We start from the raw sequence: 25212 nt of genomic DNA, 5'->3' as shown, positions 1-25212 counted from the left end.
ATATTTTGCACTATATAAAATGCTATATATATCAAACTGATGTAAGATAGGGTGCTTGTTAGATTGTCTAATAAGACGGCTTTATTGACTAGCTGTATTTTAGTCATATCAGATTTTGATAGTGCTGAATTTTTAATTTTAAATTGGAAAGGTGGTCATTTAGAATGTGTAATTGCTGTTCCAGATACTCATAATGTTTAATCAGTAACTCCATTCTTTGTTGCGCTGTTTTATCGCCTAATTCTCTTAAATTTGCATATTGTTTGATCTCTTTTAATGGCATTCCTGTTTCTTTCAAACGAATAATAAATTTCATCCATTCAACATCATGATTGGAATAGAAACGATGATTATTATTTTGTCTCGCAGGATTTAATATACCTTCTTTTTCATAGTAGCGTAGCGTGTATATGCTAAAACCTGTTAACTGTGAAAATTCGCTAATAGTATAGTTCATTTATTTTCCAAAAAGTGTTGACCTAGAGTTAGCTCTATCCCCTATCGTTTAGTGACTTTATCAAAAGGAGGTAATATGAAACAACAACATTATGCAGTGATAACGGGGGCTAGCTCAGGAATCGGTCGTTCAATCGCTAAGGCATTCGCGAAGAAAGGAATGAATATTATTGCCGTTGCTCGCAGAGATAACTTATTGGTTAAATTAAAGGATGAGATAGCGGGTATAAACCCAGATATTGAGGTGATAGTTAAAAAGTGTGATTTATCGTCGACGGAACAAGCGATAGCATTTTATCATTCGCTAACTCACTACCAAGTACAGGTATGGGTGAATAATGCAGGAATGGGATATTACGGCTCAGTTTCAAGCCAACCGGTTGATAAAATCCAAACAATGCTTAATTTGAATATCCAATCGCTGGTTATTTTATCGAGTTTATATATCAATGATTATCGTGATATTGCAGATACTCAGTTAATCAATATTAGCTCAGCAGGAGGGTATACGATTGTACCAAATGCTGTGACTTATTGTGCCTCAAAGTTCTTTGTCAGCAGTTTTACTGAAGGTTTAGCGAGAGAGCTTATTGCCGAAGGCGCTCAATTAAGGGCTAAAGTTTTAGCACCAGCAGCAACAAAAACCGAGTTTGGTCAAGTCGCTAACAATGTGGAACACTATGATTATGATGTTTCATTTGGTACATATCATACCAGTGAACAATTGGCTGAGTTTGCCATGGCGCTATATGACTCAGACAGCATGACGGGTTATGTCGATAGGGAAAGTTTTAATTTCCAATTAGTGGATGGCAAAATGCTGAATGCGTATAACAGCAAATTTAATCAGAAATCATAACAACCTCAAATATCGCCTGAATAATGAATCAGGCGATATTTACTGTTTTTTATCCAAATAAGAATGTCTCTTTTGGTGATTAAAAAAGTATTATCTATTAAGTGGTTAATATCAATGAAGTTGGGTGTTCATTGTATTATAGTGGAACCATTATCATGAAAATGAAAAACAATGGAAAAGGTATAACCCCTATGAAATATCAAGATGTCACTAAAACTCCAGGAGAAAATTCATATTTCCTCGTTTTCAATATTGTTGATAAACAAAAGCACCGTGATCAGTTGGTCTCGTTTTGCAATAATTTATCCGGTCTAATTCGCAGCATGAGAACGCGTTTCCCCGCACTTGAAACTAGCTGTGTGATGGGATTTGGTGCCGATGCATGGGAAAGTTTATTTCCTCAATTGGCTAAGCCACAACAACTTACTCCTTTTAAAGAAATAAAAGGTAGCCGCCATACGGCTGTTTCCACACCGGGAGATTTATTTTTCCATATTCGCGCTTTAAATGTCTCTGCTTGTTATGAATTAGCTTCCATTATTAGTCAGCAGCTCGATGGTATGGTGACACATGTCGATGAAGTACATGGATTCCGCTATATGGATGGGCGCTCGATCATAGGTTTTGTTGATGGCACTGAGAACCCTGAAATGGAAGATGAACGTGTCGATTATGCTGTTATTGGTGATGAAGATGAACAATTTGCGGGTGGTAGTTATGCATTTGTTCAAAAATATATTCATGATATGAGCGCATGGCAAAGTTTGAGTGTAGAAGAACAAGAGAAAGTAATTGGTCGCCATAAATTTAATGATGTGGAATTGACTGATGAACAAAAAATACCTAGCTCGCACAATGTTGTGACTAATATTAAAGATGAAAATGGTGATGATTTAAAAATTGTTCGTGCCAATATGCCATTTTCTAATCCTTCTAAAAATGAATACGGTACTTACTTTATTGGTTATGCAAGGTATTTTTCAACGACGCTTCGTATGTTGGAAAGCATGTTTCTTGGCAGTGAAAATGGTGCCACCGATGAGTTGTTAAAATACAGTACCGCTGTTACAGGGACACTATTCTTTGTTCCATCACCATCAATGCTAGATGATATTGAATAAGCCATATTTATTTTGTTCTGAGGTTATTTGTTAACCTCAGAACCCATTTAACAGGGATTCAACTATTACCGCTCTGAATAATTCGAGGGGGAGCTAGGTAATAAGCGAACAGATCGCTAGGAGCCTAGAAAACTAGACGACGGGTGAGGGTAAAAGTCGTTAAGAACGTTGCAACTTGCATTATAACTCGTCTGGTTTAAACCCCAATGGTAACTCGTGACATTTCTCACATTCCTTCATCTCAACTGAACTTTTAGCCGCTTTTTTCTCGCATATATTGCGTTTATCGTCTTTATTAAAGTTTATAAGTAAATGTTATCAATTTGTAACCGTTAAATAAAGAGCGATATAAATAATAAGAAGAGGGAAACGAATGGACTTGATTACGACATGGTTAGGTGAGTTAAATGGTATTGTATGGGGCGTTCCAATGCTCATTGGGATCCTCGGTGTTGGCATTTATATGCAGATCCGATTAGCCTTTTTACCTATTCGTAAGCTGGGGACTGGCTTTAAATTACTTTTCCAAAAAAATGGAGAACGAGGTGAAGGGCAGATTTCACCATTTAATGCCTTGATGACTGCTTTGTCGGCAACAATAGGCACAGGAAATATTGCTGGTGTTGCGACTGCGGTCGTGATGGGGGGACCAGGTGCGCTGTTTTGGATGTGGATCACGGCACTCGTTGGTATGGCGACTAAATATTCAGAAGCTGTACTTGCTGTGCGTTTTCGTGAAGTAGATAAATATGGCCAATATGTTGGTGGCCCTATGTATTACATCAAGAACGGTTTAGGACCTAAATGGGTTTGGTTGGGCACTTTATTTGCTTTTTTTGGTGCCTGTGCCAGTTTTGGTATCGGCAACACAGTGCAAGCTAACTCTGTCGCCGATGTGTTAGAGAGCAATTTTGGTCTACATAAATGGCTAACTGCTGGAGCGCTTGTTTTATTGGTTGGCGCTGTTTTAATTGGTGGATTACGTCGTATTTCTGATGTTGCAGGTAAGTTAGTCCCATTTATGACCGTTGCCTATTTTGGGGCTGGTTTATTGGTTTTAGGACTTAATTTTAGTGAGATCCCCACTGCATTTTCTTTAGTTGTAACTTCAGCATTTTCTCCTGTTGCTGCGCAAGGTGGTTTTGCCGGAGCCGCAGTATGGGCTGCTATTCGTTTTGGGGTAGCTCGAGGCGTATTTTCGAATGAAGCAGGTTTAGGGAGCGCACCAATTGCGCATGCTGCTGCGAGAACACAAAACCCGATCCGCCAAGGGTTAATCGCGATGTTAGGTACCTTTATCGATACTATCATTGTCTGTTCTGTCACGGGGTTAACCATCATTATTACTGGTGGTTGGCTAACGGCAGAAACCGGTGCAACATTGACGGCATCATCTTTCCAATCAGCAATACCCGGTGGTAATTATATTGTCGCGATTGCGTTAGCTATTTTTGCATTTACGACCATTTTAGGGTGGAGCTTTTATGGTGAAAAATGTGTTCAATATCTATTTGGTTTAAGGGCGATTAAGGTATTTAGAGTGTTGTGGTTGATTGCTTTACCTATCGGCGCGACGCAGTCACTGGATTTTGTTTGGTTGTTAGCTGACACCTTGAATGCCATGATGGCGATCCCGAATCTTATTGCATTGTTAATGCTAAGTCCTGTTGTATATCGACTGACTCGTGATCATATTAAAGATGTCAACGCTGATAGTATTGATATGGCAAACAAGCTATATGAGAAGTAAATAGTTAGACGAAGCTTCATAGGATTATGGAGCTTTGTTTATTTACCAAAAATAGTTCCACATGAATAATTAATCATCGGAAAATTTTGCAATTGATTGGGCAACATGTTTTTATAGAGACAATACCCTGATTTTATAAGTAAATATTGCTCACGATTTTGAATGTATGGAGCCATAATGATAAAAAAAGCGTTTACCATCACACTGCTTCTTGCTGTATGTTTTCCGGTCTTTGCGATGAAAGAGTATCAGCTTCAATGCCCTGAAGGGGAAAAAATGACGATACTCCATACTAACTATTTGATCTCAACATTGAAGAGAGGCTCACTCTTTATTCTTTCTCACCCAGCTATTCGTCATAGCGATAATAATGTTAAGTATAAAATTTACAATTTCCTAAATGGAGAGTCATTAGTCAAAACAACGGGGAATAACAAGCACTATTATTTTATTTATAAAAATGGTGATAGGGTAGAATGTAATAAGCTAAATGAAACCGAGCTAGAGATTACCAAACTACCCATTGTGCACAATATTGGTTAAATTATCGACACATTACAGTCACAGTGAACCATGAGAGCAATACACCATTGTTGCTTATTTTTTCTGTCTATAGCATTAAGTTACCCTAATTGGTGTGACAATGTGGCTTGAAGTTAGTGGCTCAATGATACTGGTGCATAATGCTATTTAACCCTTGTTCGTTAGTCCATCAATAATCAGCTTTAGCCCATCTAAAAAACGTTCGTCATAGTTATTGGCAAATAACATTTCTTTAGCTTCCCATGTATGGGGAAATTTCTCTTTGGATAACTGATCAAATTCAGATTCTTTATTAATAAAATCGCTGTCTGCTGAGAATGTAGCCGCTTGTTGTTCAATGCAGCACCCAAGAATGAAATAAAATACTGTCATGGTACTACTGGCAGCGCTTTCTACAGGTATCCCAGCTTGCATAAATGTTTTAATCAATGCGTTGTTAATACGTAATACATTGTCAGAAATAATATAAGTACCCGCAAAGACACGTGCGCCATCTCGATGCTTTAATAGAGCGTTTCTAAGTTGAGACGTTATCTTAATTAGGTTCGTTGACCAATCATCTTCGTATTGAAAATCGACAGCGACCATGGCGACAATATGGTCGGCCATTCCTTCGACGAGCGCTTGCTTATTATTGAAATGCCAATACAGTGACGCCGCTTTGATGTTAAGAGCATCAGCAAGCTTTCGCATCGTTAAGCCTTCAATTCCTTCAGTTTCTAGCAGTATTAATGCTGTTTCTAATACCTGTAAACGGGTAATTTTGGGTGTTCTCATAAAAAGTCTCATTTAGTCCTTTATTCCCTAACGATGTTAGTTTAACATATTTAAATAACCTAACGATGTTAGATTATGAATTTTTTTATTTAGGCAGAGTTGCTCAAGCTAATGATTGAGTCGTATTGAGGTTAATAAAATGACGACAAATGGATCTAAGCCTTTCTCACAGAAAATAATTTCTTTAACACCTTGGCTCAGCGTGTTATGCATTGGTGTTTTTATTCTGTTTACCACCTTAAATTGGGATAAATGGTTAGGGTCTAAACGCTATCAAGAGTCGAATAATGCGTACATTAAAGCCGATTCAGCCATATTGAAATCACGTATGACAGGTTATGTAGCTAGTCTTTTGGTCGATGATTATCAATTTGTTCGCCGTGGAGATGTGATCGCGAAAATTGATAATCAAGAAGATGTTTTCAAACAGAAAATAGCCAAAGCCAATTATCAAAAATCTGAGCAACAGTTGAGTAATTTAGCAGGAGAAATCAAGGAACAAGAGCTGATGATTGAAATGCTATTTAATCGCTACCAAGCTGCAAAAATTGAAGTTGAGCAAATGAAGCGTAGCCCCTTATTACGTAAAGCATTAATCAATAGTGGTGCAATAACCCAGCAGAATTACTTGGATGCTAACTCGGACTTACAGCGCTTAATTAAGCTAGAGCAAGCAGCAAAAGCACAATGGGAGCAAGCTAAACAATCAAAAACAATATTAAGTCAGCAAAAGGAAATACGGATTGCTGAGCGAGATATTGCATTAGCTAATTTAAAACAAGCAGATACTCAATTATCTTATGCAACAATAATCGCTCCATTTGATGGGCAATTGAATAAGGTAAAACTCAATATTGGTAGTTTTGTGACGTCAGGTACTGAAGTGGTCACGGTTACTCCCAATAAACAGCCTTACATTATCGCTAATTTAAAAGAAACACAGTTAAAGAATGTTCATACCGGTCAAGCGGTATCCGTCAAAGTTGATGCCTTTCCGGATGTTTTATTCAGCGGGGTTGTGCGTGATATAGGTGCTCAGAGTAGCGGTGAATCCGCATTAATTCCTGCTGATAATAGCAGTGGGAATTTCACTAAAGTCGTCCAGCGTATTCCTGTTTATATTAGTTTTTTATCTGAGCAAAGTGATTTAAATAGACTGAGACCCGGTATGTCTGTTGTTGTGAATATTGATACACAAAGTATAGCTCAAAAAGGTAAGTAAAATGTTCTTGAGTTTATTTTACGGAGCAAAAGAAACAAAACCACTATTTGCGGTTATTTCTGTTTTTCTTGGTGCTGTTTTATCAACATTATTTATTCGTATGTTTTCTCTTTCATTAGCAGATATTCGAGGGGTATTTGCATTCGATATGCAAGAGGGAACATGGATTAATGTTTCATTAAATTCAGCGCAGCTAATTAGTATGACATTAACGCCTTGGTTTATGGTCACTTTAGGTGCTGAAAAAATTCTAATGTCTACGAGTGCCATTTTATTGGGTATTTTTTTAAGTACACCTCTTTTAGGTGGGTATTATGGCTTTGAAGTATTAATTGTGATCCATTTTATTTTAGGCTTATGTTTAGGGGTCTACCTTCCGATGACCATTTCATTAGCTTTAAGAAGCTTACAACCTAGTGTTTGGTTAATTGTTATGGCGGCATACAGCTTAAGGGTTTCTTTGGGGATGGATGCCGGAGTTGGAATTTCCGGCACTCTTGTTGATACATTTAGCTGGCAATGGCTATATTGGGTATGTGCTTTTTTCGCTGTATTGATATTTATTTTTGCTTGGAAAGGTATACCGTTAAGTAAAGTTAATTATGCGCTACTATCTGAAACCGATTGGGGCGGTATGGCGCTGAAAAGCTTAAGTTTAGTTTTATTATATGTCGCTGTTGTTCAAGGTGAAATGTTGGGGTGGGAGAACTCTGGGTTTATTATTTCATGTTTAATTAGTAGTGTTATTTTATTCGGTATTTTTATTTGTAGAGCATTATTTTTCGATAAAACTTTTGCTCAGCCTCATTGGCTGGCAAATCGCAATCTATGTCTTTGTTTTATAATTTCGTGTTTATATGGTTTTTTAATGCTAGCGAATTCGTTATTTGTTCCTTCATTTTTATCTTCTATTGGGGAATTAAAACCACAGCAAATTGGCGAGGTCACTAATATTGCATTTATTGTATATCTACTCTTCAGTCCTATAGCTGTGTGGCTGGCTAAACGAATTGATGCTCGGTTATTGATGACAGTAGGTGTTGCACTCATAGGATGCAGCTGTATTTTAGGTATGCAAGTTGATTATCAATGGCGAGTGCATGAGTTTATTCCTTTGATGGTGATACAATCGATAGGTGAGTGTTTAGTTTTAATCGGTTTAATTGCGTCATTTGTTGTCAATATGCAACCTCAATTTGCCTTGCATTTGGGCGCTTATGTTTCTATCGCAAGGGTATTAATGCCAGCTATTTCAGGGGCATTAATGAATACCTATTTACGCATTTCTTTTGATGAACATTTTGACGCCAAAAGAGCATTTATCCAAACCGGTGAGCAAAAGTTACTTTCTGAAGACACAAGTTTGACGCTTTTATCGCTGATAAATCGGGAAGCCTACGTCGGTTCCTTTATTAATGGATTCAGTTTGACGTTTATTATTGTTATTATTGCACTGATACTTATTCTATTTTTGAAGCCGCTGCCAAAGAATAACATTGTTCCTCACAATGAGTAAATCTATTGAATAAATATAAGGTGTTATTTATTGATTAATACTAAGGCATTTTTTCATCCAACAGTTTTTTTAAATGCACTTCTAATTGAGTAAGTTCGTTGTTTCTTATCTCATTTCGTTTTAGCTTTTTAAAAATAGCCGCAATTTTTAATGGCTCAAGCCTGCCTTGTTGAATACGCCTTTCAAGTGCATGGAGTGCTCTTTTTTTCGATTCATGATACGAATATCGCTTATGTAATATCAGTAAATTTAGCCAAATTCCGTGCCGTGTTGTAAAAAACGCTAATGTCGGCTCAGGATGTTGTTCATTTTTGCGTGCCAGCAATAATCCACTAAATAGTCGATGCATAAACTGGGTGGTTGAGGCTTTATTTCCCTGAATTAATCTATTGATACCTTGTTGGAATTGTTGCTCTGCAAGATACAATAATTGTCGATAACGTTTTTTAGGGCTGGTGGGATAAATCCATGCAAAAGCAACCATTGCGACTAATGGGCCAGAAACAATCGCGATCGCGTTGCCTATACTTTGTGCAAATGATAGCGAGTAGGGATAAGTAGGTTGCAGCAAAATGAGTGAAACCATAATGTAATCAAAGGCGATGAGGATCAGCTTATTATGGGAAAAAATAATCACACCACTGATTATTACAGGGATGATGAGAAAGGTCATTTGCCATGAAGAAGAAGCAAAAGGCCATAAAAGCCACGTACAAATTAATGCGGTAATGGCTCCAAGAAATTGCCCCGTAAAGATATTTTTCATAAATTTTGCGGGGTAATCTAATGAAGCAAACAAAGCTAGCATGACCGATAGACCGAGAGTGAGATAGGCCAAGGCTTGCCATTGCGTCCATAACCATAAAAGTCCTATTACGCCAATGGTAACAAATGAACGAAAAACAGTGTGCCATGCAGAAATTCTATCTTGATGGAGTTTTAATTTATCAATTTTCTTTATTCGTTTGATGGATTTCTCTTGCGTTACATAGTAAAGCGGGATCAATAAGGTTTTTAGGAGGCCATTGGGGCAAAGAGAGAGTATTTGCTTCCACTGTGTGTTTGTAGGTTCTTGGGGTGGAAAGTAAAAAGGTGCAATCGTTAGATAATTATCTAAGTGCAGTAGTATTTGGCTTTGTGAAATCAATTTTTGACGTGCTTTAGCGACTTGTTTACGGTGGTAACGCCAACCAATTCGGTTCGCTTCTAACATCTCTTCGTAACTTGTCATAAGTTGCCACAGTTGCTCGATAACCTGTTTTTTCACTGGTTTTTTCAATTCGAGTACGTCATGAAGGATTTGGTAAAACTGAGTATTTATTTGATCTCTAAGAGCAATGATGGGTTCTTGTTGACGTTTAGGCGTAAATAAAAAGTTAAAAACAACCGCTGAAAGTACGCCAACAAGAATAGTCCAAAGCCTATCCCATGCGACAGCAAAGAGGTTATTGGTATCATGGATACTGAGCATACTGACCATGACCGCTGAATAACCGGCAAGTAATGTGCCATAAGCAACAAAGCCTTTTTGCAGTTGACCTATACCACTACATCCACCTAACCAAATGGCAAGGCCAAGAATAAATAATAAAGGGTGAATTAAATTTAAATGAAGCAAAATCACCCCTGCAAGGACACCACTGACAGTACCTGCAAAGCGCCACCAACTTTTTTCTAATAAATTTTCACGCCAAGGTTGCGCAGATGCCCAAACCGTCATCGCTGCCCATTGTGGATGAATCAATTCTAAATATTGAGCGATAAAAAGTGCCGCAATAGAGGCACATGCGGTAATGACGGCAAAACGAAAGCGCGCTGCGTTAAATCCTAAGCGGTGCAGTAAAGTTGTATTTAGTGACATAAAATATGGGTAATTTTCGGGGTGTTAAATGGGTTGTTAGTTGATAAAATCAACCAAATGCCAGCTGATTATCGACTAATTGGTTGATAAAATCAACTAAAGAGGTGTTATGCGTACAGAACAAGCCCGAGTATTTGGCGTGATAAGTCGAGCCGCTCATCATTATATGAAATGGATGGGCGAGCCATATGGAATTAATGCGATTGAATGTTTGATGATTTTACATATCCATCAAAATGATGCTTTGACTTTGGAGCAAATTTCTAAAGCAATGGTAGTGGATAAATCCGTCACGACGCGAGGTGTAGGGAAATTTATTGAAAAAAAGTGGGTTGAGAAAACGAATAGTCAGATAGATAAGCGTGCGTACCATGTTTCTCTAACGGAGCTTGGCGCAACCATTGTCAGCGAATTAAACCATAAGTTAGATAAATGGAATGATTATTTAGCCGCCGATTTATCGGAGGAGCAGGCTGAGCAACTATTCCATTCACTTGAAAGTCTCACCAAGCGAGCACTTGAAAGTTCAGTGAATGATTTTCCGTTGATATGTGCAGATACAAAAGCATTAGAGAAATAGTGGCTATACTGATGAATATCACCGCCTTAAAATCAGGCGGCGATATTGTGTATCAATGAGATATGATAACGGCTTATTTACGTGCGTCTAATAGCTGTTGAGCATTCTCTTTGGTTACGACTGTCCAAGGAATTTGGTAGCGCTGATCTTTACCATCATTCCATTGCAGTTGATCTGCATATTGTTTCCAAATCGCTGATTTTGGCTGATAGCTATCGCCTTTTACTGATTTCATTGCGATATCGATAGAGCCTTGCATTTGTGCATTAGCATCTTGCAGAATGGACACCATTTCACCGTCCTGAACCGCAAAAATCGCATCAGAAACGCCATCAACACCAGCAATGGCAAAGCTGTTTACTTCAAGGCCCGCACCTTTAATAGCTTCGATAGCACCTAAGGCCATTTCGTCATTTTGTGCAATAACACCGTTAATTTTTCCACGGTGTTTTTGTAGCCAGTTTTCCATCAGTGGCATCGCTTCTGCCCGTGACCAGTTTGCGGTTTTGCGTTCTAATACTTTGATTTTTCCTGGGCCACATTCGGCAATGGCTTTATCGTTACCTTCACCACGTTGGATTTCACCGCTTCCCCCTTTAGGGCCTTCGATGATCACTACATTGCCTTCACAGTTCATTTTTTCCAGCACTGCTTTAGCTTCCATGTAGCCACCTAGAACGTCATCAGAGACAACTTCAGCGGTCATTTTGTCGGTATTTAGGCGGGCGTTAGTGACAATTACAGGAATTTTGGCTTCATTTGCCATGGTGACCACATCAATATTGGCCTCATAATCCATTGGGTTGATAATGATCGCATCTGTTTTAGTTTGAATTGCTGTTTCAGCTTGGTTATTTTGTACCATTGGATCATAACGGCCATCGTAAACGGTAATGATGGCTTCGCCGTCTTTAACCGCAGGATGCTCTTTTGCCGCTTTCTCCATTAACTGGACGAATTCAGCCTTCATGCCATACATCAAAATGGCAATTTTTACAGGCTCTTCTTTAGCTGCGAGCGCCATGTTACTCATCAACAATGCAGTGGTAAGAGTTGCAATTTTAGTCATTTTTTTCATTATTATACCTTTCACAGTGAGGGTTCAGTGTTGTTTTAATTAATCACGTCTTTGTTTACGTGAAGGGTCGAGCAGTACAGCGATGACGATTAATGCACCTTTAATAATTTGTTGGTAATAGGATGGAACACCTAATAAATCCAAACCATTGTTCATAACACCAATAATTAATACGCCGAAGAAAGTACCGACTAAGGTGCCGACGCCGCCAGACATACTGGTTCCACCGATGACGACAGCGGCGATAGCATCTAATTCATACGCGCCACCAGCACTCGTTTGTGCAGAGCCAGTTCTGGCGGTTAAGATCAAACCAGCGATCCCTGCTAGCGCACCACAGAGTGTATAAACTAATACTTTGACTTTGATCACGCTGATCCCAGATGTTCTAGCACTTTTGGGGTTACCTCCCACAGCATAAACATAGCGGCCAAAAGTGGTCTTATTCAGCAGGATCCAAGCGAGAGCGAAGATAACAATCAGCAAGACAACAGGGACTGGGATATCAAAAATATAGCCATTACCTAGCCATCTAAAATCGCTATTCAGTTGCGAAACAGGGTTACCGTCGGTGGTTAACAGTGTTAAACCACGTGCCGCAGATAGCATCCCCATGGTAACGATAAAGGGTTGAAGGTTAAATTTAGCTAAGATAGTGCCGTTGATCAGGCCACATATGATGCCAATGCCTAATGCGATGATCATCGGCACCATAACCGCATTAGCAGTATCACCGATGGAAAGCCCTGCGTTGGTTGTGGCGAAACGCGCAGCAACAATACCACTAAGAGCAAGAACAGAACCGACAGATAGGTCGACCCCAGCGGTGATAATCACAAAGGTCATGCCAATCGCCAATATACCGTTAATAGAAATTTGGCGTAACACAATCATCATATTGTCTTGGCTAAGAAAATAGTTGTTGGTCCATTCTCCACGAGCAACTTGTACTTCGCCAATGACTGCGACGATAAGGCAAAGCACAAAGAAAGCCATGATAATTCCATACTTATGCATGTTTTTCTTGTTGCGGGCGAGTAAAGACATCCCCGGTGTTGGTGTAGAGTAAGTAGTAGTCATTGTTTTTCTCTTAATTCTTTTAGTAAAAACGATGTCGATAAATTAAACAGCAAGCTTCATTAATTCTGTTTGGGTGGCTTCAGCTGCGGATAGCTCACCGGCAAGTTCACCGTTACGGAAAACAATTATTCGGTCGCTCATGCCAATTATTTCGGATAGCTCGGAAGAAACCATGATGATCCCTTTACCTTTCAAGGCAAATTCAGACATAAAGCGATAAATTTCTTTTTTGGCTCCGACATCAATGCCTCGTGTCGGTTCATCCAATAACATCACTTCAGGATCAAGCAACGCCCAGCGACCAAGGACGACTTTCTGCTGATTTCCGCCACTGAGATTTCCTGCAAGCTGTTCAGCATCAGGAGTTTTAATATTAAACAGTTCGATCATATCGATGGAGCGAGCTTGCTCTTTCTTTTCGTTGATAAAACTGGCTTTGCTGATGGCTGAAAATGAAGCGATATTAATATTTTCACTAATCGAACGACCTAACATGAGTCCTGTTTCTTTGCGGTCTTCCGTCACATAAGCAATACCGGCTTTGATAGCATCTTGAGGTGAATGTTTGCCTAATTGAGTATCATTGATTTTTATGGTTCCAGTCGTGGCATGTTCAATACCAAAAATGAGGTCAAGGAACTCACTGCGACCAGAGCCAACTAATCCATAAATACCTAATATCTCGCCTTTTTTAAGGGTTAGATTGATCTGTTTTATTTTATCCAGCCAACTCACTTGTTCGACAGTTAACAGCGTTTCATTGGTTGGTTGATTAAATTTGGCGAATTCATCCTTAAACTCACCGCCAATAATGTGCTCAATGAGCTGTTCACGCGTGATATCAGCAATGGCACCTTCAGTAATAAAAGTCCCATCGCGGAAAATGGAAAAAGTATCAGCGATTTGAAATATTTCAGATAAGCGATGAGAGACGTAGATGATCCCTTTACCTTTTTGCGCTAAATGCGTGATCACATCGAAAATCTTTTGTGCATCTTCTTCACCAATGGCAGACGTTGGCTCGTCCATAATAATAATATCTGCATCAGCATGAGAAAGTGCTTTAGCGATTTCCACCAATTGTTGCTCGGCAACGCTGAGATTACGGACTTTCTCTGTCGGTGATAAATCAAAATGTAAATCGGCCATTAAATCAGCGGTGAGTTGATTCATCTTTTTAAAATCAACAAACCCTAATTTTTTAGGCTCACGACCTAACCAAATATTTTCAGCAATAGTCAGATCAGGGATAGAACTAAGCTCTTGTTGAACGATAGCTATACCAGCATTGAGCGCATCTTTAGGCTGTTGAAAATGGCAATGTTGGCCTTTAACAATGATGTCACCTGAATCAGGCTGAATGAACCCCATTAGGATACTTAAAAAGGTTGATTTACCTGCGCCATTACCACCACATAATGCGTGAATAGAGCCTTTTTTAAGACTAAATTGTGCATTTTTGAGAGCGACAACTGGCCCAAATGATTTTTTAACCCCGGTAATATGAAGAAGTTCATCTGCCTGAATGTCCACTGAGTTTGTCATATGGCCACCTCTGGATATTCAGTTTGTAGTAAGGAAAGATAATCTTGGTACAGCGCCTCGTAGGATGAAACATGAGTATGATCAGGTTTGACTAATGTGCTTTCATCAAGATGAACAAATCGTTGGCAAATTTGTGCTAGTAATTCTGTTTTATCATCTTGTTCCGTTAGCGTGTCACACCAGATGGCTTGTATTGCAGCGCCAAGTGCAGCGGCTTCACTGTTAGTGACACAAATAACCGGAGAATTCATGATATTGGCAACAATTTGACGCCATTTGGCACTTCTGGCTCCACCACCAGTTAAGCGAATTTCATTGGCTTGGATGCCTTGCTTACGGAATAAATCAATACCAAAACGTAAGCCATAAGTGGCACTTTCAACCACTGCAAGGCTGAGGTTATGTGCATTTAAATTATTACTATCAATATTATGGATACTGGCTTTCGCTTGAGGGAGTTGAGGAACACGTTCACCATTAAAAAATGGCAGTATTTTCAATCCATTGGCACCGGGAGCGGTTTGTTCTAACGCATGATTAAAGCCATTCAGATCCAGATTCAAAAAGTTTTGAATCGTCGTCGTCGCTGAGGTGACATTCATCGTGCAAATCAACGGTAACCAACCATTGGTTGATGAGCAGAAGCCTGCAATCATTTCAGAATCAGCAATAATTGGCGTATCTGAATAAGTAAATAATGTCCCTGATGTGCCTAAACTCATGGTGATAATACCGGGCTTTATATTCCCCGTGCCAATAGCCGCCATCATATTGTCACCGCCACCTGAAGCGACTTTGGTTTGATGAGAAATGCCAAGTCTATCCGCAATATCAGGTAATACCGTACCAATACAGGTTTCTGCCGTGACTAATCGCGGTAGTGCGTGTTGTAAGCGACCTGAATCATCAATTAAATTGATGGTATGTAAATCCCATTCACGAGAACGAATGTTTAATAGGCCAGTGCCAGATGCATCACCATATTCAGCAACACGTACACCTGTTAACCAAAAGTTAAGGTAATCATGTGGTAACAGTACGGTATCTAGCTGCTCCCACAATTCAGGGTGATGCGTTTTTAACCATAAAATTTTAGAAATGGTGTAACCCGTTTGAGGCATTAGCCCCAGCTGAGCGAGAGCACCTTGTGTTCCCCCTAACGCATCAATAATCATTTGATTTTCTACGGCTGTTTCTGTGTCACACCACAATTTCACTGGCGCAATAACGTGTCCTTGTTGATCAAGCGGCACAAAACCGTGTTGTTGGCCTGATACTGAAATCGCGGCAATCTGCTTACCATCGATTTCAGCATTATTGATGGCTTGGCAAAATGCACTTTCTAAGGCATCCGTCCACCAAGAAGCATGCTGTTCACGGCGCCCAGATGCTTCACTAATCAGCGGGTGTGACGCAAAGCCTTCGCCCAAAATTTGTGCGCTTTCGCTATCAACGATAACGACTTTGGTACTTTGTGTACCGCAATCGATCCCAGCATACAGTGTCATTGATTACTCCATTTCCAGCACAATTTTAATATCGGTTGGGCGGCCTTCAGCAGCACGCTCATAGGCTTCAACGCTATCTTTAAATTTATAGGTTGCTGATAAGAGTGGTTTTACATTCAGTTTGCCTGAACTGAGCAAGCGAATAGTGCGAGGGTACATGTTTGCGTAGCGGAAAATGGTTTTAAAGGTGATTTCTTTCGCTTGTGCGGAAACGATATCCAGTGGTGCTGGGTCAATTGGCATACCGACTAAAACGGCAATAGCACCGGGAGCCATATGTTCCGTGATATTGGCAATAACGGCTTTAGCACCACTGCACTCAAATAGTACATTTACGCCATTACCTTCAGTTAATTCACTGACTTTATCTGCGATGGCTTGTGTATCTTTACTGTTGATCGCGTGTAGCCCTGGATATTGTTTAGCAACTTCTAATTTTTTATCAAACAAATCACAGATAATGACATCAGAGCAGCCGCCTGCCAGCGCAGACAATGCCGTAATAATGCCAATAGTTCCTGCACCAATCACTAAGGCAATATCACCCGGTTTGATTTCGGCTTTAGTTGCAGCCTGCATACCAATAGCCAGAGGTTCCACCATCGCACCTTCTGCAAAACTGACATTTTCAGGTAACTTAAAGGTGAATGCAGCAGGGTGGATAACACTTTCCCGTAAACAGCCATCAACGGGTGGTGTTGCCCAGAAACGTACCGCAGGATCTAAGTTATAGAGACCCGCACGAGACTGTGTAGATTGTAGATTTGGGATCCCTGGCTCCATACACACGCGATCGCCAACTTTTAAATGCGAGACATTTTTACCGACGGCAGTAATGACCCCAGAGGCTTCATGACCGAGGATCATGGGTTTTTCGACCACGAAGGGGCCGATACGACCATGTTGGTAGTAGTGAACATCGCTACCACAAATTCCAACAGTATGAATTTTAATTTCGACATCATCCTCTCCAAGGATTTCAGGACTTTGCCAATCTTGAATAGAAATTTTTCCTGCTTTTTCGAGTACTAATGCTTTCATGATCACCTCTATCTCATTTTTATGGTATCGATATCATTTTAATGATGCGGATATTAGATCGAATTTTATTATTTTTATGTGATGTAGGTTATAGTTTCATTAAATGAGTAGCTTTTTTGTAACGATAAGCGGAAAAATGGGCTGGTTGATCACATTTTTTGTGATTTGAATACCGTTATAATGTTATCGGTATCATTAAGGAGAGTCGCAGCATGAATAAAGATAATTACCGCCAACAAGTGATAAACTTTTTACAACAGGCACACATAACTATCACTGAAGAAGAAAAAGCGCGGATTGAAATTGCCAGTTTTGGTTTACCTGATTATCCACGTTCTGGGTTGCAGTTGCTAACTTATTGTAATAATGAACGTTATTGTGCGAAAGAGCTGGTGCTATTTCCTAATCAAGTCTGTCCTGAGCATCGACACCCTCCTTTTGATGATTCAATAGGTAAGCAAGAAACGTTTCGTTGTCGTTGGGGGGAAGTATATCTTTTTGTCGATGACCCAACACTCAGATTAAATCAAAATGATTCAGGTGAACCTATTTGTGCTAAGCCTGAAGGGGATGAGCAATGGTATCAATGTGATCGCTTTATTTTATTAAAAGCAGGCGATCAGTATACGATAAAACCTAATACATTACATTGGTTTAAGGCCGGTAGTATGGGGGCGGTTGTTTCTGAGTTTTCCAGCGAAAGTCGTGACGAATTAGATATTTTTACTGATCCTCGCGTGCGGCGCTTGGAAGGTGTTTGAGTTATTGAACGGATTTTGCATGACTGAAACGATTAAATGATACTATAATGGTATAAAATGATACTTAGTTTAATGAGGAGATGAAATTGGCCGATCATAAGTCACAGAAGGTGACACTTGAAAATGTTGCGGCACTTGCAAATGTCAGTAAAATTACTGCATCCCGTGCTTTTTCACAGCCAGACAAAGTTCATCCCGAAACCTTAAAAAGGATTTTAGAAGCAGCAGATAAAATAGGCTATGTGGTAAATACAGTGGCACGTAGCCTACGTGCTAAATCATCAAAGACTATCGGTATCGTTACCCCTGATATGGGAAACCCATTTTTTGGTGGATTGGCGAAATTGATGACGCAAGAAGCTTATCATGTAGGTTATGACACGTTGGTTTTTGATTCTTATGAATCAAAAGAAAATGAAGCACGTATCATTGAAAAACTGATCGGGTATAACGTGGACGCCATTATTTTGTCTGTTGTTTCATCTGATCGCTTTTATAAGCCCGCTTATTTTAGGCAACTAGAATTATTAAATATCCCAGTTATTTTAGTGGATAGGGAAGTGGACATTAAGCAATGTAGTGGCGTTTATATTGATAATTTAGATTGTGGTTTGCAAGCAGGGCGCTTTTTGCAATCGCAAGGCGCAAAAAAAGTCGTGATCGTTTCAGGTCCTGAAGATTCGAATGTTGCTAGAGACCGAGTAACAGGTTTAAATGCAGCACTGCAAGGCAGTGTCGATAAAGTTGATATTTTATATGCCGACTTCCTGATGGACGAAGCCTATAAGGTAACAGATAATTATCTGCAACATCATAAAGCCCCCGATTATTTTGTTGGTTGTAATAACCAAATCTCTTTAGGGATTATCAAGGCTTGTATAAAGCATCAAATTTCACTACGTGATGATGTGGCTTTATTTAGCATTGATGAAGTGTCTTATTCATCAATATATGGTTTTAATTTCCCTTGTATTTCTCACGACTTACAAGAAATTGCTTGGCAAGTGATCAATATGGCGGTGAGAAGAGCATCTGATGATACGGCTAAGCCTGCTAAAGTGATTGTGCGCGGGAAATTGACAGCAATATCACCAGAACATGCTTTATAAAGAGTACAGTTTTTAACTTATACTCTAAATAATTCGAGTTGCAGGTAGGCGACAAGCGAAGATAGTCGGAGGGGGGTATAGATAGACTATGTGACTCGGCTAGCTGAGTGTAGTCACTTATACCTTAACAAAAGCCCTGCAACTTACAGGATGACGAGTATAACTTTTTATTCAGTGTCATCGTTTATATTAACCTTAAATACGCTTATCGCTTTCAGGGAATGGGGTGATTGAGGTTAATATGAACCCATTGCCCATCGAATAACTCGCTGAAATTAAATATTTCGGGTAAATGTGTGTCCATGGTAAGGCGGTATTAATCAACGCTGGCCAATTCACTGTAGATATTATCAAGGCATTTCTTTTTCATTGACGATAAGTGAAAACTTTTATAATCACTGTCTTTCTCTCCACTCCTCATAGGTAAGTTATGACTATAAAATACCGTTTTTTGCATACCTCTCAATTAACATCCAGTGAAAAAGAAATGCTATTTAGTTTACTAGTAGAAGGCTTTGATAATGATTTTAGCGACGATGACTTTCAACATACATTAGGTGGTATGCATGTTATTGCCTATGACCAACAAAAAATGATTGGTCATGTTGCTATTATACAGAGAAATATGGCCATGAATAATGAACCCATGTCAGTGGGTTACGTTGAAGCGATGGTGGTTGAGCAAACTTATCGTCGCCAAGGAATTGGTACTCATTTGATGCAACACACCAACGAGATCATTAGTTCATGTTACCAGCTAGGGTTGTTATCAGCTTCAGAAGAAGGGCAGCAACTTTATTCTTCTGTGGGTTGGAAGGTGTGGAAAGGCAGCTTATTTGAGCTAAAACAGAGACAATATATGCGCTCCATTGAAGAAGAGGGCGGTGTGATGGGGTGGTCAGCGAATGAGAGTATTGATTTCACCGCTTCATTGTATTGCGATTTCCGCGGCGGAGACCAGTGGTAAATTAGGTCATAGCCATCCTTATTCGGATGGCTATTGAATTGGCCTATTAATGGCTATGCTCTTGTTGTGGTAAAGCTGATGTAGGGAGCCCAAATATTTTGTCGAATGCCCAGTTAAAAAAGAAAGTATAAATAGGAATAAAAATAATTAGCGCAAAATCGAGTATGAGTGCTTGTAGCAAGCTAATTGATAGCCACCATGCAATTAAAGGGATCAAAAAGATCACTAAAGTTAATTGAAATAAAATCGCATGAACAAATCGACGGCGAAATGTTCGAATTCTTGATTTTTGTTTCGATTCCCAATATTCAAAAGCAACATTGAAAATAAAATTCCAACTAACGGCAATGGTAGTAATCACCAAAGCTAAGGGGCCTGTAGTGCCCGCTGAATTCCCCGAAAGAAATGCCAGTGCTAATGATGAAATAACCCAGCCAATGACTTCATAGGCGGTAATAAAAACCACTTTACGTTTGATACCTTGCATTTTATATCCATTATTCTGTGCTGTGAGAGCTGGTAAGTTAAGTCAAGATTAGTGATAATAAAAGTTAACTACTATCAGAATTATTGAAAGGTTAACGATGCCATTTAATAGTGAAAATTTAAGTATATTTTTAACGGTCATAGAAAAAGGTTCATTTTCAGCAGCAGCGCGATCGCTGCATAAAGTGCCTTCAGCGGTAAGTATGGCCATTGCTAATTTAGAAGCGGAGTTAGGTTTTTTACTATTTGAAAGGCATACACGTGAGCCAAAACCCACGGAGAAAGCACTCGCTTTAGTGCCTTACGCTCGCAATATTGTGGATAATTTGTGGCAGTTAAATATTTTTTCTCGTGAATTAACTGAAGGTGTTGAAAGCACATTAACCATTGGTGTTGCCGAAGGGATAAACCCAAATATGCTGTTTGAAGCACTAAAAATAATTAGCCAGCGCTACCCTTTAATGCATGTGGAATTAATCACTGCGGCACAAGATGATATTTTCCCCCTGCTGTATGAGCACAAAATTCAATTAGCGATGGCGTTTGGTGGGTTATCGGTGAATTCACAGGAGCAGTTTTATTGCATTGGTTATGAGTCTTTAGTTGCAACTATTAGTGCCGATCACCCATCAATTGCTCACAAAACAGGCTTGTTTATCGAAGATTTAGTGCAAACACGGCAAATTGTGATCAGCAGTTTTCAGCGTCAATTAAGTGACATTCGGTCGGTGGTTGCAACAAATTTTTGGCGGGTGGGAAGCTTTACTATGGCTCTAGGTTTAGTGAAAGCAGGTATGGGGTGGGGAAATTTACCCATTTCTTTAATCAAAGATCAACTTCAGTCTGGTGCGCTAAAACAGCTGGAGTTTAAAAATACCCCAAATGGTTTGGAACTTCCCATTCATATTACCTGTTTAAAAGGTCAGGTATTAAAACGGGGCGCACAGGAATTGATTGAGTTATTAAAAACCAATAATTCGGCAAGATAAAACACAGTAATTTGATAGAGGGTAAATTTATGTCATTAAAGATTATTGGTTTATTTTTCTTAACTGCATTGGCTGAAATAGCGGGATGTTATTTCCCTTACTTATGGATGAAAAAGCAGGGAGGAATATGGTTATTATTGCCCGCTGCATTATGTTTAATCATATTTGTTTGGTTGCTGACATTGCACCCAGAGGCAAGCGGCCGTATTTATGCAACTTATGGTGGAATTTATATCGCAACGGCATTGATATGGCTACGTGTTGTTGATGGCGTATCATTAACCACAACCGATTGGCTCGGTGCCATCGTAGTATTTATTGGCGCAGGTATTATTATTAGTGGTTGGAAGTAGCTAACACTATGAATTTATAATTTTTTATGGTGGTAGGGATTGTTTGCGGCTGACGACATACTTATATATGCACAGTACTATAAATGTTTATCGCTCAGCCTTATCTCAAATTATTTAATATACGTATAAAATATAATTATAATATTATTATTTCTTTTTAGTTAAGCTTAGGAATGATTATTTATAAATTAAGCTAAATTCTATTTTTTGATTTTAATTCCTATTTTGTGTTTTATAAATTTATGGTGGATTGATCTGTATCAATAATGAGAAATATTACCTAGTTGGTGGTATTTTAAAAAGAAAATTAACTACTCAAATAATATTAATTTACTATTTATTTTCACATTCATTGATTTTAGGCAATATATTATTATCATGCGCTGATATTCTGCGACCGATTTATACTCGTTATACTTCTAATTGCAGGGTTTTGACGACGCTCCGCTAGGTGGGTTTCATTATTTATTTTATTTCCCATCTATCTTTGCTTGTCGCTTATCTGCACCTCGAATTATTTAGAGTATATAAAACAAATATAAAGAGGGAAGCAATGAACGTCAGTCGCAGAAAGTTTTTTAAAATCTGTGCCGGCGGGATGGCAGGTACTACTGTAGCTGCGTTAGGTTTTATGCCTGCAACGGCAATGGCCAATGTACGTGAATATAAATTACTTCGGTCTAAAGAGACTCGTAATACTTGTACTTACTGTTCTGTAGGATGTGGATTATTAATTTATAGCATGGGCGATGGTGCCATGAATGCTAAATCGGCTATCTTCCATGTTGAGGGTGATCCTGATCACCCAGTCAACCGAGGTGCACTGTGTCCGAAAGGCGCTGGTTTACTTGACTATATCCATAGTGAAAACCGTTTACGCTATCCTGAATATCGCGCACCGGGCTCTGATAAATGGCAGCGTATCAGTTGGGATGACGCATTTACTCGCATCGCTAGATTGATGAAAGATGACCGCGATGCCAACTTTATTGAAACAAACGATCAAGGAACCACGGTCAATCGTTGGCTCTCCACAGGGATGCTGTGTGCATCAGCGGCGAGCAATGAAACCGGTATGCTAACCCAGAAATTCGCTAGATCACTGGGGATGCTGGCAGTTGATAACCAAGCGCGTGTCTGACACGGACCAACGGTAGCAAGTCTTGCTCCAACATTTGGTCGCGGTGCGATGACCAACCACTGGGTTGATATTAAAAATGCCGATGTGATTATTGTCATGGGCGGAAACGCTGCGGAAGCACACCCTGTTGGGTTCCGCTGGGCGATAGAAGCGAAAAACAATAATGACGCAACCTTAATTGTGATCGATCCACGCTTTACGCGCACGGCATCAGTTGCTGATCATTATGTTCCTATTCGTTCTGGTACTGACATCACCTTCTTGTCAGGCGTTTTGCTGTACCTGATTGAAAACAACAAAATCAATGCCGAGTATGTTCAACACTATACTAACGCAGCATTGTTGGTTAGGGATGATTTCAGCTTTGATGATGGTTTATTTAGTGGTTATAACGCAGAAAAACGCGCTTATGATAAAACGACTTGGAACTATCAATTTGATGAAAACGGTTATGCATTACGTGATGATAGCTTGCAACATCCTCGCTGTGTTTGGAACTTACTCAAACAACACGTTTCGCGTTATACACCTGAAATTGTAGAGCAAATCTGTGGTACGCCAAAAGATGACTTTTTAAATGTCTGTGAGATTTTGGCATCAACCAGTACAGCAGATAGAACGACCACTTTCTTGTATGCATTAGGCTGGACGCAACATACTGTTGGTGCTCAAAACATCCGTACTATGGCAATGATCCAATTATTGTTAGGTAATATGGGCATGGCGGGCGGAGGCGTTAACGCATTACGTGGTCACTCAAATATTCAAGGTTTAACCGATTTAGGTCTGTTATCCACCAGCTTGCCGGGTTATTTAACCTTGCCTTCTGAAAAATTGACTTCTGTCGACAGCTATTTGGCAGCAAACACACCGAAAGCGACGTTACCTAATCAAGTTAACTATTGGAGCAATTATCCAAAATTCTTTGTCAGCTTGATGAAGTCTTTCTACGGTGATGCGGCTCAAAAAGATAACCAATGGGGTTATGACTGGTTACCTAAGTGGGATCAGGCTTATGACGTGATGAAGTACTTTGACATGATGAGTAAAGATCAAGTCAATGGCTATATTTGTCAAGGATTTAACCCAGTTGCTTCATTCCCTGATAAAAACAAAGTTGTCAGTTGTTTAAGTAAACTGAAATACCTAGTGGTTGTTGATCCGTTGGTAACCGAGACCGCAAACTTCTGGCAAAACCACGGTGAAATGAATGATGTAGATCCTGCTGCTATTCAAACTGAAGTTTTCCGTTTGCCATCGACGTGTTTTGCTGAAGAAGATGGTTCGATCGCTAACTCAGGCCGTTGGTTACAGTGGCACTGGCAAGCTGCGGATGCACCCGGAGAAGCACGTAATGATGGGCAAATACTCACAGGTATTTTATACAAAATTCGTGAGCTGTATGAGCAAGAGGGGGGCAAAGGCCGTGATCCATTAATGCAAATGCGTTGGAACTACAAACGCCAATTCCACCCTGAATCAGAAGAAGTCGCGAAAGAGAACAATGGTGTTGCATTGGTCGATTTGTATGATGCTGATGGCAACTTGCAAGCCAAAAAAGGTGAATTACTCAGTTCATTTGCGCTATTACGCGATGACGGCTCTACGGCTTCGTCTTGCTGGATCTATACCGGCAGTTGGACAGAAAAAGGCAACCAGATGGCAAATCGTGATAACAGCGATCCATCAGGCATCGGTAATACATTAGGTTGGGCATGGGCATGGCCGCTAAACCGACGTGTCATTTATAACCGTGCATCTTGTGATACTCAAGGTAGACCGTGGGATAAAAAACGCACCTTAATTGAATGGAATGGTAAAAAATGGGTCGGTAATGATATTCCTGATTTTAATACCTCTGCGCCTGAAGTCGGGACAGCGCCATTTATTATGCAGCCAGAAGGTCTAGGGCGTTTATTTGCGATTGATAAAATGGCAGAAGGGCCGTTCCCTGAGCACTATGAGCCTTTTGAAACACCACTGGGCACCAATCCATTACATCCTAATGTGATTTCAAACCCAGCGGCACGGATTTTTGAGGAGGACAAACAACGCCTTGGAAATCACGAACAGTTCCCTTATGTCGGCACCACCTATCGCTTAACTGAGCATTTCCATACATGGACTAAGCACGCGCGTTTAAATGCGATTGTGCAACCTGAACAATTTGTGGAAATCAGTGAGACGTTAGCGAAGGCAAAAGGAATAGCCAACGGTGACAAAGTTAAAGTGAGCAGCAAACGAGGCTTTATCAAAGCAGTTGCCGTGGTGACCCAACGACTACAAACCTTGATGGTCGATGGTAAACCGATTGAAACGGTTGGCTTACCGATCCACTGGGGCTTTGAAGGTGCAACACAAAAAGGTTTTATTACCAATACGTTAACACCATCAGTCGGCGACGCAAACTCTCAAACACCTGAGTATAAAGCGTTTTTAGTTAATATCGAGAAGGCGTAAGGGAGGGAA

At 39.8% G+C, this 25212-nt stretch carries 22 protein-coding genes; 13 read left to right on the top strand and 9 right to left on the bottom strand.

Features of this window, described 5'->3' with window-relative positions; all coding sequences use genetic code 11:
- Nucleotides 1-103: 103 nt before the first annotated feature.
- Nucleotides 104-457 (bottom strand): MerR family transcriptional regulator, encoded by a 354-nt coding sequence (locus M1E96_RS13885; RefSeq protein WP_140182632.1) that lies wholly within the window; start codon nucleotides 455-457, stop codon nucleotides 104-106.
- Between the two features lie 75 nt (nucleotides 458-532).
- On the opposite strand from M1E96_RS13885, the gene M1E96_RS13880 reads away from it, so the two are divergent.
- The 4 genes from M1E96_RS13880 (at nucleotide 533) to M1E96_RS13865 (ending at nucleotide 4729) form a co-directional block, all read left to right on the top strand.
- Nucleotides 533-1315 (top strand): SDR family oxidoreductase, encoded by a 783-nt coding sequence (locus M1E96_RS13880; RefSeq protein ID WP_140182631.1) that lies wholly within the window; start codon nucleotides 533-535, stop codon nucleotides 1313-1315.
- A gap of 191 nt (nucleotides 1316-1506) precedes the next feature.
- The gene (locus M1E96_RS13875) at nucleotides 1507-2436 is read left to right on the top strand and encodes a Dyp-type peroxidase (protein ID WP_140182645.1); all 930 of its coding nucleotides are present in this window, start codon (nucleotides 1507-1509) and stop codon (nucleotides 2434-2436) included.
- Between the two features lie 373 nt (nucleotides 2437-2809).
- Nucleotides 2810-4186 (top strand): sodium:alanine symporter family protein, encoded by a 1377-nt coding sequence (locus tag M1E96_RS13870; protein WP_070924849.1) that lies wholly within the window; start codon nucleotides 2810-2812, stop codon nucleotides 4184-4186.
- A 177-nt stretch (nucleotides 4187-4363) separates the two neighbouring features.
- Nucleotides 4364-4729 (top strand): hypothetical protein, encoded by a 366-nt coding sequence (locus M1E96_RS13865; protein ID WP_272580890.1) that lies wholly within the window; start codon nucleotides 4364-4366, stop codon nucleotides 4727-4729.
- Nucleotides 4730-4876: 147 nt separating this feature from the next.
- Here the strand turns inward: M1E96_RS13865 and M1E96_RS13860 are convergent, their stop codons facing one another.
- Nucleotides 4877-5506, bottom strand: a complete 630-nt coding sequence (locus M1E96_RS13860) for a TetR/AcrR family transcriptional regulator C-terminal domain-containing protein (protein ID WP_272580889.1) — start codon at nucleotides 5504-5506, stop codon at nucleotides 4877-4879.
- Nucleotides 5507-5645: 139 nt separating this feature from the next.
- On the opposite strand from M1E96_RS13860, the gene M1E96_RS13855 reads away from it, so the two are divergent.
- Entirely contained in the window at nucleotides 5646-6728 is a 1083-nt protein-coding gene (locus M1E96_RS13855; protein ID WP_369427132.1) for an HlyD family secretion protein, read from the top strand.
- Nucleotide 6729: 1 nt separating this feature from the next.
- A complete protein-coding gene (locus M1E96_RS13850) occupies nucleotides 6730-8244 on the top strand; it encodes an MFS transporter (protein WP_337979454.1) in 1515 nt (504 codons plus the stop codon).
- Nucleotides 8245-8284: 40 nt separating this feature from the next.
- Here M1E96_RS13850 and M1E96_RS13845 read toward each other — a convergent pair whose 3' ends face one another.
- Nucleotides 8285-10105, bottom strand: coding sequence for an FUSC family protein (locus M1E96_RS13845; protein ID WP_337979453.1), 1821 nt, complete (start codon nucleotides 10103-10105; stop codon nucleotides 8285-8287).
- Between the two features lie 109 nt (nucleotides 10106-10214).
- On the opposite strand from M1E96_RS13845, the gene M1E96_RS13840 reads away from it, so the two are divergent.
- Complete coding sequence (locus M1E96_RS13840) at nucleotides 10215-10685, top strand: MarR family winged helix-turn-helix transcriptional regulator (protein WP_337979452.1); 471 nt, start codon at nucleotides 10215-10217, stop codon at nucleotides 10683-10685.
- Nucleotides 10686-10758: 73 nt separating this feature from the next.
- Here M1E96_RS13840 and M1E96_RS13835 read toward each other — a convergent pair whose 3' ends face one another.
- From M1E96_RS13835 to M1E96_RS13815, 5 genes are all read right to left on the bottom strand, one after another.
- Nucleotides 10759-11763: a substrate-binding domain-containing protein gene (locus M1E96_RS13835; protein ID WP_272580884.1), complete on the bottom strand. Its 1005-nt coding sequence runs from the start codon at nucleotides 11761-11763 to the stop codon at nucleotides 10759-10761.
- A 39-nt stretch (nucleotides 11764-11802) separates the two neighbouring features.
- Nucleotides 11803-12810, bottom strand: a complete 1008-nt coding sequence (locus tag M1E96_RS13830; protein WP_349481051.1) for an ABC transporter permease — start codon at nucleotides 12808-12810, stop codon at nucleotides 11803-11805.
- A 75-nt stretch (nucleotides 12811-12885) separates the two neighbouring features.
- Nucleotides 12886-14388, bottom strand: a complete 1503-nt coding sequence (locus tag M1E96_RS13825; protein WP_070924841.1) for a sugar ABC transporter ATP-binding protein — start codon at nucleotides 14386-14388, stop codon at nucleotides 12886-12888.
- On the bottom strand, nucleotides 14385-15896 hold the full coding sequence (xylB, locus tag M1E96_RS13820) for a xylulokinase (protein WP_369427131.1): 1512 nt from the start codon (nucleotides 15894-15896) through the stop codon (nucleotides 14385-14387). Before xylB ends, M1E96_RS13825 begins: the two co-directional genes overlap by 4 nt.
- Nucleotides 15897-15899: 3 nt before the next feature.
- Nucleotides 15900-16937 carry an NAD(P)-dependent alcohol dehydrogenase gene (locus M1E96_RS13815; RefSeq protein WP_070924839.1) on the bottom strand — a complete coding sequence of 346 codons (1038 nt, stop codon included), beginning with the start codon at nucleotides 16935-16937 and terminating at the stop codon, nucleotides 15900-15902.
- Between the two features lie 212 nt (nucleotides 16938-17149).
- Between M1E96_RS13815 and M1E96_RS13810 the strand changes: the two genes are divergently transcribed.
- The 3 genes from M1E96_RS13810 to M1E96_RS13800 all read left to right on the top strand — a co-directional run bounded on the left by M1E96_RS13810 (nucleotide 17150) and on the right by M1E96_RS13800 (nucleotide 19774).
- A complete protein-coding gene (locus tag M1E96_RS13810) occupies nucleotides 17150-17698 on the top strand; it encodes a D-lyxose/D-mannose family sugar isomerase (RefSeq protein ID WP_272580881.1) in 549 nt (182 codons plus the stop codon).
- Between the two features lie 80 nt (nucleotides 17699-17778).
- Entirely contained in the window at nucleotides 17779-18807 is a 1029-nt protein-coding gene (locus tag M1E96_RS13805) for a LacI family DNA-binding transcriptional regulator (RefSeq protein WP_180737848.1), read from the top strand.
- 430 nt (nucleotides 18808-19237) lie between these two features.
- On the top strand, nucleotides 19238-19774 hold the full coding sequence (locus M1E96_RS13800; protein WP_319067527.1) for a GNAT family N-acetyltransferase: 537 nt from the start codon (nucleotides 19238-19240) through the stop codon (nucleotides 19772-19774).
- Nucleotides 19775-19820: 46 nt separating this feature from the next.
- On the opposite strand, the gene M1E96_RS13795 is transcribed toward M1E96_RS13800, so the two are convergent.
- On the bottom strand, nucleotides 19821-20261 hold the full coding sequence (locus M1E96_RS13795) for a PACE efflux transporter (protein ID WP_140187150.1): 441 nt from the start codon (nucleotides 20259-20261) through the stop codon (nucleotides 19821-19823).
- Nucleotides 20262-20358: 97 nt separating this feature from the next.
- Here M1E96_RS13795 and M1E96_RS13790 point away from each other — a divergent pair, with 97 nt between their 5' ends.
- The 3 genes from M1E96_RS13790 (at nucleotide 20359) to fdnG (ending at nucleotide 25203) form a co-directional block, all read left to right on the top strand.
- The gene (locus tag M1E96_RS13790) at nucleotides 20359-21249 is read left to right on the top strand and encodes a LysR family transcriptional regulator (RefSeq protein ID WP_319067524.1); all 891 of its coding nucleotides are present in this window, start codon (nucleotides 20359-20361) and stop codon (nucleotides 21247-21249) included.
- Nucleotides 21250-21278: 29 nt separating this feature from the next.
- Entirely contained in the window at nucleotides 21279-21602 is a 324-nt protein-coding gene (locus tag M1E96_RS13785; protein ID WP_272580877.1) for a YnfA family protein, read from the top strand.
- Nucleotides 21603-22155: 553 nt separating this feature from the next.
- Nucleotides 22156-25203: a formate dehydrogenase-N subunit alpha gene (fdnG, locus tag M1E96_RS13780; protein ID WP_318706569.1), complete on the top strand. Its 3048-nt coding sequence runs from the start codon at nucleotides 22156-22158 to the stop codon at nucleotides 25201-25203.
- The last annotated feature ends 9 nt before the right edge of the window (nucleotides 25204-25212 follow it).

The organism is Providencia sp. PROV236, assembly GCF_033676985.1.
Lineage (GTDB): Bacteria > Pseudomonadota > Gammaproteobacteria > Enterobacterales > Enterobacteriaceae > Providencia > Providencia manganoxydans.
The sequence above is the reverse complement of the archived record's forward strand: the minus strand, read 5'-3'. Positions and strand labels throughout refer to the sequence as shown.

Bases quoted from the DNA above. Each gene is read 5' to 3' on its own strand.
- M1E96_RS13885 (WP_140182632.1), bottom strand. From the start codon at position 457: ATGAACTATACTATTAGCGAATTTTCACAGTTAACAGGTTTTAGCATA.
- M1E96_RS13880 (WP_140182631.1), top strand. From the start codon at position 533: ATGAAACAACAACATTATGCAGTGATAACGGGGGCTAGCTCAGGAATC.
- M1E96_RS13875 (WP_140182645.1), top strand. From the start codon at position 1,507: ATGAAATATCAAGATGTCACTAAAACTCCAGGAGAAAATTCATATTTC.
- M1E96_RS13870 (WP_070924849.1), top strand. From the start codon at position 2,810: ATGGACTTGATTACGACATGGTTAGGTGAGTTAAATGGTATTGTATGG.
- M1E96_RS13865 (WP_272580890.1), top strand. From the start codon at position 4,364: ATGATAAAAAAAGCGTTTACCATCACACTGCTTCTTGCTGTATGTTTT.
- M1E96_RS13860 (WP_272580889.1), bottom strand. From the start codon at position 5,506: ATGAGAACACCCAAAATTACCCGTTTACAGGTATTAGAAACAGCATTA.
- M1E96_RS13855 (WP_369427132.1), top strand. From the start codon at position 5,646: ATGACGACAAATGGATCTAAGCCTTTCTCACAGAAAATAATTTCTTTA.
- M1E96_RS13850 (WP_337979454.1), top strand. From the start codon at position 6,730: ATGTTCTTGAGTTTATTTTACGGAGCAAAAGAAACAAAACCACTATTT.
- M1E96_RS13845 (WP_337979453.1), bottom strand. From the start codon at position 10,105: ATGTCACTAAATACAACTTTACTGCACCGCTTAGGATTTAACGCAGCG.
- M1E96_RS13840 (WP_337979452.1), top strand. From the start codon at position 10,215: ATGCGTACAGAACAAGCCCGAGTATTTGGCGTGATAAGTCGAGCCGCT.
- M1E96_RS13835 (WP_272580884.1), bottom strand. From the start codon at position 11,763: ATGAAAAAAATGACTAAAATTGCAACTCTTACCACTGCATTGTTGATG.
- M1E96_RS13830 (WP_349481051.1), bottom strand. From the start codon at position 12,810: ATGTCTTTACTCGCCCGCAACAAGAAAAACATGCATAAGTATGGAATT.
- M1E96_RS13825 (WP_070924841.1), bottom strand. From the start codon at position 14,388: ATGACAAACTCAGTGGACATTCAGGCAGATGAACTTCTTCATATTACC.
- xylB (WP_369427131.1), bottom strand. From the start codon at position 15,896: ATGACACTGTATGCTGGGATCGATTGCGGTACACAAAGTACCAAAGTC.
- M1E96_RS13815 (WP_070924839.1), bottom strand. From the start codon at position 16,937: ATGAAAGCATTAGTACTCGAAAAAGCAGGAAAAATTTCTATTCAAGAT.
- M1E96_RS13810 (WP_272580881.1), top strand. From the start codon at position 17,150: ATGAATAAAGATAATTACCGCCAACAAGTGATAAACTTTTTACAACAG.
- M1E96_RS13805 (WP_180737848.1), top strand. From the start codon at position 17,779: ATGAAATTGGCCGATCATAAGTCACAGAAGGTGACACTTGAAAATGTT.
- M1E96_RS13800 (WP_319067527.1), top strand. From the start codon at position 19,238: ATGACTATAAAATACCGTTTTTTGCATACCTCTCAATTAACATCCAGT.
- M1E96_RS13795 (WP_140187150.1), bottom strand. From the start codon at position 20,261: ATGCAAGGTATCAAACGTAAAGTGGTTTTTATTACCGCCTATGAAGTC.
- M1E96_RS13790 (WP_319067524.1), top strand. From the start codon at position 20,359: ATGCCATTTAATAGTGAAAATTTAAGTATATTTTTAACGGTCATAGAA.
- M1E96_RS13785 (WP_272580877.1), top strand. From the start codon at position 21,279: ATGTCATTAAAGATTATTGGTTTATTTTTCTTAACTGCATTGGCTGAA.